Origin of the sequence: Flavobacterium sp. (assembly GCF_043720215.1) — a bacterium.
Taxonomy (GTDB): domain Bacteria; phylum Bacteroidota; class Bacteroidia; order Flavobacteriales; family Flavobacteriaceae; genus Flavobacterium.
The window spans coordinates 1-8,318 of record NZ_JAYSSZ010000220.1; the positions used below are offsets into that span (position 1 = coordinate 1).

At 31.1% G+C, this 8,318-nt stretch carries 7 protein-coding genes; 4 read left to right on the forward strand and 3 right to left on the reverse strand.

The genetic code is table 11. From position 1 onward, the window contains the following. From ACHZC3_RS10020 to rpoN, 4 genes are all read left to right on the forward strand, one after another. Nucleotides 1-302: DNA polymerase (locus tag ACHZC3_RS10020; RefSeq protein ID WP_394759728.1), on the forward strand; the 302-nt coding region annotated here is incomplete at its 5' end. Between the two features lie 25 nt (nucleotides 303-327). Beyond that, nucleotides 328-1,458 (forward strand): hypothetical protein, encoded by a 1,131-nt coding sequence (locus ACHZC3_RS10025; protein WP_394759729.1) that lies wholly within the window; start codon nucleotides 328-330, stop codon nucleotides 1,456-1,458. A 182-nt stretch (nucleotides 1,459-1,640) separates the two neighbouring features. Beyond that, nucleotides 1,641-3,077, forward strand: coding sequence for an asparagine--tRNA ligase (gene asnS / locus ACHZC3_RS10030; protein ID WP_394759730.1), 1,437 nt, complete (start codon nucleotides 1,641-1,643; stop codon nucleotides 3,075-3,077). A 74-nt stretch (nucleotides 3,078-3,151) separates the two neighbouring features. Continuing rightward, nucleotides 3,152-4,618, forward strand: a complete 1,467-nt coding sequence (gene rpoN, locus ACHZC3_RS10035) for an RNA polymerase factor sigma-54 (protein WP_394759731.1) — start codon at nucleotides 3,152-3,154, stop codon at nucleotides 4,616-4,618. 32 nt (nucleotides 4,619-4,650) lie between these two features. Here the strand turns inward: rpoN and ACHZC3_RS10040 are convergent, their stop codons facing one another. From ACHZC3_RS10040 to ACHZC3_RS10050, 3 genes are all read right to left on the reverse strand, one after another. Further along, nucleotides 4,651-6,219, reverse strand: coding sequence for a vitamin K epoxide reductase family protein (locus ACHZC3_RS10040; protein WP_394759732.1), 1,569 nt, complete (start codon nucleotides 6,217-6,219; stop codon nucleotides 4,651-4,653). 10 nt (nucleotides 6,220-6,229) lie between these two features. Beyond that, entirely contained in the window at nucleotides 6,230-7,816 is a 1,587-nt protein-coding gene (locus ACHZC3_RS10045; RefSeq protein WP_394759733.1) for a TlpA family protein disulfide reductase, read from the reverse strand. Nucleotides 7,817-7,960: 144 nt separating this feature from the next. Next, on the reverse strand, nucleotides 7,961-8,128 hold the full coding sequence (locus ACHZC3_RS10050; RefSeq protein WP_394759734.1) for a hypothetical protein: 168 nt from the start codon (nucleotides 8,126-8,128) through the stop codon (nucleotides 7,961-7,963). Between the last annotated feature and the right edge of the window lie 190 nt (nucleotides 8,129-8,318).

Sequence of the window (8,318 nt, forward strand, 5' to 3'; positions counted from 1 at the left end):
ATTCTGCCAATATGATGGTAAAAAGTGGCGCCGAGCGAAACGCAGTAAACGCACCCATTCAAGGATCTGCTGCTGATATTATCAAAATTGCGATGATAAATATTCATAACAAATTGACTTCCGAAAACTGGAAATCTAAAATGTTGTTACAAGTTCACGATGAACTTGTTTTTGATGTTCATAATTCTGAGTTGGAAAAAATACAACCAATAATTAAATACGAAATGGAAAATGCTTTTAAGCTAGATGTTCCGTTGGATGTTGAAATGGGAATGGGAAAAAACTGGTTGGAAGCGCATTAAATCCTTGAACGTTTAAATAAAAAATATGAAAAAAATATTTTATTCAATCCTTATTTTATTTACGTTACATTCTTATGCAGAAAAAAAATATTTATTAGAAGGAACTATTGGGAAAGCAACAATTTATATGTTTTTTGAAGACAATTCGTCACCAAAAGAAACTACCATCTATGATGTTCGTTATTTTTATAAAAATTCGTTGAAAGATATTGTTTTGTCGGGTGAAAAAACGGAAAATAAATATATTTTCAAATTTGAATCGAATGATAAAATCAACGAAAAATTTGAATTATCATTAACTCAAAACGGTAATTTTGATGGCTTTTGGACTGATGCAAAAGGAGTGAAATTCGCTGTTAGTTTGAAACCTTTTGACAAATCTGGTTTTTTATTAAAATCAAAAAACAATGAATTTGTAAAGCAATTCAAGCAAGATACATTCGATTTTTTAAAAGCAAGTTTGATTCAATTTAAATCCGATTCAATATCAATATATAAAGGAAAAACAATTGAATGGTTTTCGGAAAAACATTGCCAAGCACACTATTTTAGACTTGGAAAAGGTTTTTCTGATGCTGTAAAGAGCAAAATAAATCCTATTTTAAACAAATATCATTATCAAAATGTTTTAGCACAATTGAGTTGCACATCTAATTTTGATTATAATAACGGAAACAATATTGAATATTCTATTTCCATTCATTATTTAGATGAAAACTTGATTGGTTACTATGATTTTAGTGCTTATGATTGCGGAGGTGCTCATCCAGATTTTGGAGGTCAAGGCATTTTGTTGGATCTGAAATCAGGAAAAAGTTACAGCATAGACGATATTTTAGCATTTGATAAAAGTGTTGGCGCTAATCAGGAAACTAATTTTGATGCATTTTCTAAATATCGAAGTGCTTATTTTGCACCAAAAGTGTTTGCTTTAGTAAACAAAAAACAACATTTCAAAAAACCAACGAGCGATGATGATGGTTGTGATTACACCGATTTAGAATTCTGGAATTTTCCATCATGGTCATTTACCGAAAAAGGAATCGAGTTTACTCCAATTTTTTTTAGAGCCGCAAGAAGCTGTGAAGAACCTTTTTTAGTGTCTTTTGACGATTTACGAAAGTTTAAGAACACAAAATTTCCTTATAAATTATAATTCCAACTAGTCTAGCCCCGATTGCTTCGCCAATTCGCACTTTCAGGCTCGGGTGCAGTGAAAATCCTTTTGTCTCGCTTTTTTGCTTGATAAAAGATTGAAACGAATAGCGGGAAAAAGCTTCTGAAAATTCTAACAAATGGATTATATTTGCAACAATATATTACAATTATCAAATTACAATGAAACATACAAGGATTTTAGACTTACTAAATAGCACTCAAACACTTCAAGAAGTAAATGTAAAAGGTTGGGTAAGAACTTTTAGAAACAATCAGTTTATTGCGTTGAACGATGGTTCGACGATACATAATATTCAGTGCGTAGTCGATTTTGAAAACACACCCGACGAAACACTAAAACGTATTACAACTGGCGCTGCCGTTTCTGTAACTGGTGCATTAGTAGAAAGTCAAGGTGCTGGTCAGAAATATGAAGTTCAAGTGTTGAAACTGGAAATATTAGGAGATTCTGATGCCGAGAAATTCCCAATTCAACCTAAAAACAAACCAAGTTTAGATTTCTTACGTGAAAATGCTCATTTGCGTGTGCGTACAAATATGTTTGGAGCGATTATGCGAGTGCGTTCGGTTTTGTCGTATGCCGTGCATAGTTATTTTCAAGAAAAAGGGTTTGTATATGTAAACACGCCAATTATTACAGGTTCTGATGCGGAAGGTGCAGGAGAAATGTTTAAAGTAACTGCTTTGCCATTCGATAATACCCCAAGAACTGAAGATGGAAAAGTGAATTACAAAGAAGATTTCTTTGGTAAAGAAACGAATTTGACTGTTTCGGGACAATTAGAAGGAGAAACTTTTGCCATGGCTTTGGGTCAGATATATACTTTTGGACCTACGTTTAGAGCCGAAAACTCGAACACTTCTCGCCATTTGGCAGAATTTTGGATGATTGAACCAGAAGTTGCGTTCAATGATTTGACTGACAATATGGATTTGGCAGAAGATTTTATTCAGTATGTAATAAAATATACTTTAGACAAATGTCCAGACGATTTAAAATTCTTAGAAGGTCGTTTGACTGAAGAGGAAAAATCGAAACCACAAGCGGAACGTAGCGAAATGACCTTGTTAGAAAAACTAAATTTTGTTTTAGAAAATAATTTCAAACGTGTTTCTTACACTGAAGCGATTGACATATTAAGAGATTGCACACCAAATAAAAAGAAAAAATTCAATTATATTATTAACGAATGGGGAGCAGATTTACAAAGCGAACACGAGCGTTATTTAGTGGAGAAACACTTCAAATGTCCAGTAATTTTATTTGATTATCCTGCAAATATAAAAGCATTTTACATGCGTTTGAACGAAGATGGAAAAACAGTTCGTGCCATGGATATTCTTTTTCCAGGAATTGGAGAAATTGTAGGAGGTTCACAAAGAGAAGAACGTTTTGATGTTTTGGTCGAAAAAATGAAAGCTTTAGGAATTGATGAGGAAGAATTATGGTGGTATTTAGATACACGCCGTTTTGGAAGCGCAGTTCACTCAGGTTTCGGGCTTGGTTTTGAAAGATTGGTTCTTTTTGTAACAGGAATGACAAACATTCGCGACGTAATTCCTTTCCCGAGAACACCAATGAATGCAGAATTTTAAAAAAAGCCCATCGGTTAATCGTTAATTCGGTTAATCGATTAAACAAATAAACGATAAACCGATTCAACAAATAAATGTTAAAACAATTTCTAAATCTTAAATTATCTCAAAAATTATCTCCACAACAAATCCAGTTGATGAAGCTAATTCAGTTGCCTACACAAGCTTTTGAAGCTCGTTTATTAGAAGAAATGAACGAAAATCCAGCACTGGAAGGCGGCGATGACCAAGAGGAGATTTACGAAAAAGATGAGTTTGACAACAATGACGAATACGATGATTATGATGACAATGATAGCATCGATTCTGGCGATATAAACATAGACGAGTATTTAAGCAACGACGAAACACCAGATTATAAAACCCAAGCCAATAATTATAGTGATGATGACGAAGAACGAGAATCTCCATTATCCGCACCAGTAAGTTTTCATCAAGATTTAATCAATCAGTTAAATACTTTTATCTTGACCGATGAACAGCGTGATATTGCTGAATTTCTTGTGGGAAGTATCGATGATATGGGTTATATAAGGCGAAGTATTCAAGATATAGTAGATGACATGGCGTTTACACAAGGTATTTATACCGATGAAAAAACCGTCGAAAAAGTACTAAATATCGTTCACGAACTCGAGCCTTCCGGAGTTGGATCACGTGATTTGCAAGAATGCTTATTGTTGCAATTAAAACACAAAACACCAACGGAATCAGTTGCCTTAGCCATGAATATAATTCAGGATCAATTTGAAGCCTTTACTAAAAAGCATTACGACAAATTGATATTGAAATTTTCTGTTTCTAGAGAACAACTTAAAAACGGAATCGACGAAATTGAAAGATTAAATCCAAAACCAGGCGGCGCTTATACCGGAAGCAACAAAATGACAGAGCATGTTGTTCCTGATTTTGCTATAAAAATTGTTGACGACGAACTAGAACTGACTCTAAACGGAAGAAATGCTCCCGAACTTCATGTTTCGAAAGATTATCAAGACATGATGAAAACCTACAAGGATTCTAAAGATAAATCGAATGCGCAAAAAGATGCGGTTCAGTTTATCAAACAAAAATTAGATTCGGCAAAATGGTTTATTGATGCTATAAAACAACGTCAAGAAACCTTGTATGTTACGATGAATGCGATTATGCATTTTCAACAAGAGTATTTCCTAGATGGAGATGAAGCCAACTTAAAACCGATGATTCTAAAGGATATTGCGGACATGATTGGTTTAGACATCTCAACAGTTTCCCGTGTGGCTAACAGTAAATATGTTGATACTCCTTATGGCACCAAACTAATTAAAGAATTTTTCTCGGAAGCCATGACCAATGATCAAGGCGAAGAAGTTTCTACTATAGAAATTAAAAATATCCTTCAAACTGTCATTGCAGAAGAAGACAAGAACAAACCTTTGCCAGACGACCAGTTGGCTGAAATCTTAAAAGAAAAAGGTTATCCAATTGCCAGAAGAACCATTGCAAAATATCGGGAGCAATTGGATATTCCTGTGGCGAGAATGAGAAAGAAAATGTAGGTTATTGAGTTTTAAAAACTGGTGTAATCCATTTACATATCATCTTCCAAATCATTTATAAAATGAATTAAATCATTCCTATCATATTCCTTTGGGAATACATGATTATTTATAATAATTGCTGGTGTATACGTTATTTTATTTTCTTTATTCCAAGAAAATTGTTGGTTTAAAATTTCGTTAATTTTTAAATTCGTTATTTTAGTTGATTTTAATAACAATTTGTCTTCTTCTTTATTTTCAAACCAATCATGAAGGGATTTTGTAAAAGCATCTTGACCCTCACTGAAATAAATTTGAACTAATTTTTGATGTACACTATTTGATTTTTCATCATTCTTTGAAGCATCAAAATTGAAATGTAAATCGAAACAAACTTTATCTTTATGTAAGTCTACTATTTCTTCTATTATTTTATGCATGTCTTTGCAGTGACCGCAAAAAGGACTTGAAACAATTGTGATTTTTAGCTTGGCTTCAGGATTGCCCAGTATTATATTATTAGAAATGTTTTTCTTATAATTCACTGTATCAGAAGATAATAAAGCCATTTTAAACAGCGAATATTTTCTTTTGAAGCGATTGTTTTCACTTATTTTAGTCTTAAAGTCAAGATTTTGCTTGATTATATTTTTCACAAATACAAATCCTATATAAGGACCAACCAACACCAATAAAAAATAAGCGATTGCCATTGTGTTTATTGCAAAACTAAAATTGGTATAAACCAAAAGACTTACTATTTCTGCATAAATTATGAGAATAATTGCCAAACAAATTGGACACCATTTTTTTGCAACAACAATTTGTTGGTAAAAGGAAAAAAGAGTAAAAGAAATTGAAAAAAGTAATAGTATCGTCGTAATTGCGTAAAAATCATCCAATTTATTAGATATAGCAAACAACAATAAACCCAATAACTGAGCAGAAAAAAAAGCAATACTAGCCTCACTAAAACTAAAATTCTCTAAAAAGCGTGATTTTTTAGCATTAATAACTCCATCACAATCGGAATTTACAGTTAGGGTACAAACTGCTTCCGAAAATTTTGTTTGAATCCCAAATTCGTGTGAAATAGCTTCAACAGATAAGTAAACACCAATTGCCGCGAAACAAACAAAAAGAAATGTTAGTACAGAAAATCCAGTTGCAAAAACCGAAAACAAATAGAGTAAACCTAGAAAGACGGAACTAAAAAAGACTAAAAAATTAGATTTTTTTGTAGCCAATTCGTTTTCTTCTTTTTCGGCTAGTAAAACAATATTTTGAAACATTTCCTCAAACTTTTTGTTTGAGACTACATTTGATTTGCTTTCTTTCGAATATTGAAAACTATTTTCTTTGCGCTCCACAAATGCCAAAAAAGGATTATCTACTTTTTCTTGGATTAAGGCAATGAAAGTATCTGGCAAATGGACTAAATCTTCATTTTCTAATCTTGTAGCAAGATTGTTGATTTTAAGAAAAGTCAAGGTATCACTTATCGCTAGTAACGAAGGATAACTGGCGTGTGATTGTACTTGAAAATTAAATTCGTTTTGGTCTATAGTGATTTTATCCTTTTTTAGATAGTGAAAAAGGAATAGAAATTTTTCGGTCATTTTATTCGGCTTATTTTGTATCCAAGGCTTTGGTTATATTAGCATAAAAAGTTTCTTTTTCACTTGGGTAGCCTTCTTCTAATTGCTTCAATTCTTTAGTTTTGGAATTATATACAAAATACCTTGGAATACTTGCGCTTAATGGATTTAAGAACTTTTCTTGATAGGCTTTATTTGCTAAAAAATGATAGCCTGTAAGGTTATAATCTTGTATATATTTTTCCCATTTTATTAAATCATCTTCTTTATCAAATGAAAGATATAGTGTTTTTATATTCTTGGTGTCCAAAAAAGAATGCAAATCTTTATTATATGGAAATTGCTTAATACAAGGACTGCACCATGTAGCCCATAAATCAATAAATAAATCTTGATTAGGGAATTTCTCAGCAAGAGCATTAGCCAATGATTGATTGGATTGTGCAAAAGGTAAATTGCCAACAGGTTCTAATGTTGTTCCATAAATAGCAAGGTTTCCTAATGCTATTTTCGATTCTGATTTTGTAACATTATTAGTATTGCTAGCATTGGTAGCATTAGTGCTTAAATTATCTAAAGCTTTATTCATCATACTTTCAGAAAGAGGTATAATATAAGGGCTATTCGGAAATTTTTCTACATAAGCTTTGTAAACTGCAACTAAATCTTTGTACTTTATAGTTTTCTCATTATCATAACTTTTTATCAATCCAAGAAAAAGTTGTCCTATACTTGCTTCTTTGTATTTATCTGATTCAATGTAATCAATAACCCCAATACTTTCTATTTTAGATTTAAAAATAGCATCGAATTGATTCCAAAATCTGATAATTTTTTTGTTTTTCTTTAAATATTGTTCCTCTAAATATGGGGCAGTTTGCCTGATTATACCCAGAAAAAATGGTGATTTCAAATTTTCTTCTTTAAAAGGAATATTTTTCAAATTAAAATAATCACTAATTTTATTAGCTTCTTCTTTCGTGATTTGAAACTTTTGATCTTCTCTGAATTTTTCATTCATTGAAACACTCAGTGCTATATTATCTATGCTGTTCTCCATCAATACTTTAGTGTATTCTAAACAAGATTTTGAAATTTGTTTTTTTTGAAAAAGGTCTTTGTAGAATTTTAAATATTCTTTTTCTTTATCATTTATGATTGCTATTATTTTATCTGAATCAGTATTATTCTTAAATATATAATACATTTCATCATTAAATGCTACTGGTGCTAATTTGATGTCAGTGTGCATTTTATTTACTATTGCATTCTTTCCTTTAAAAATAATTTCTTTATTCTGTCTTTCTATAAATATTGTGTCTCCTGGTTCTGCAAAAAATCGGGCACTACTAATCGAATTATAAGGTTTTTCATAAAGATAAATAAGTCCCGGTCCTGAAACATCAAGAGTTTTAATGAATCTATCATTTTTTATTACTGCAGTATCTTTACTATTAATATAAAATGATATAGTAGTATATTTTCCTATTGGCTTACTGAAACTCACATAATCACCCCCAAACTGTTGTGGCATATTACCAATGACAGTAACCTGCGTAGTTTGCGAATTACATAAATTAGCTAATAAAAATAGCACTGATAATAAAATGGTTTTCATCTTTTGTTTTTTTACTCAAATATAATTAATCACTATCTATCATATTTGAGATGTCTTTATTCTATTTAAAATTCTGATTACAAGATTTTATATGTATTAAAATTGGAGCTGATATTATCAGCTCCAATTAATACACTTTTAGTATTAATAGTCACATCCTCCATTACAGAAAGAGTCGCAACCACAGGTTGTAAGTGTTGCAGGATTTTTGCCACAAGTACAATAAGGCATATTTTCTAAACCCCCTGAAATAGATTTCATTTCTTCTCTGTTTAAACTTTTTCCTAAGTTTAATGATTTTAAATTTTTCATGTTTTAATTTTTAATTTATTAGTAATTACAAAACATTCAAAACATTATTTTATTTTACCAAGTGCACTTGGTTTGTGAAACGAATGTAAGAATATTTTTATTATTTCAAATCTAAAACATTATTTTTAAATAATGACAAATAAGTAATTATTTTTTTCAATTGGTATATTGAGATTGCACTATGCCAAAG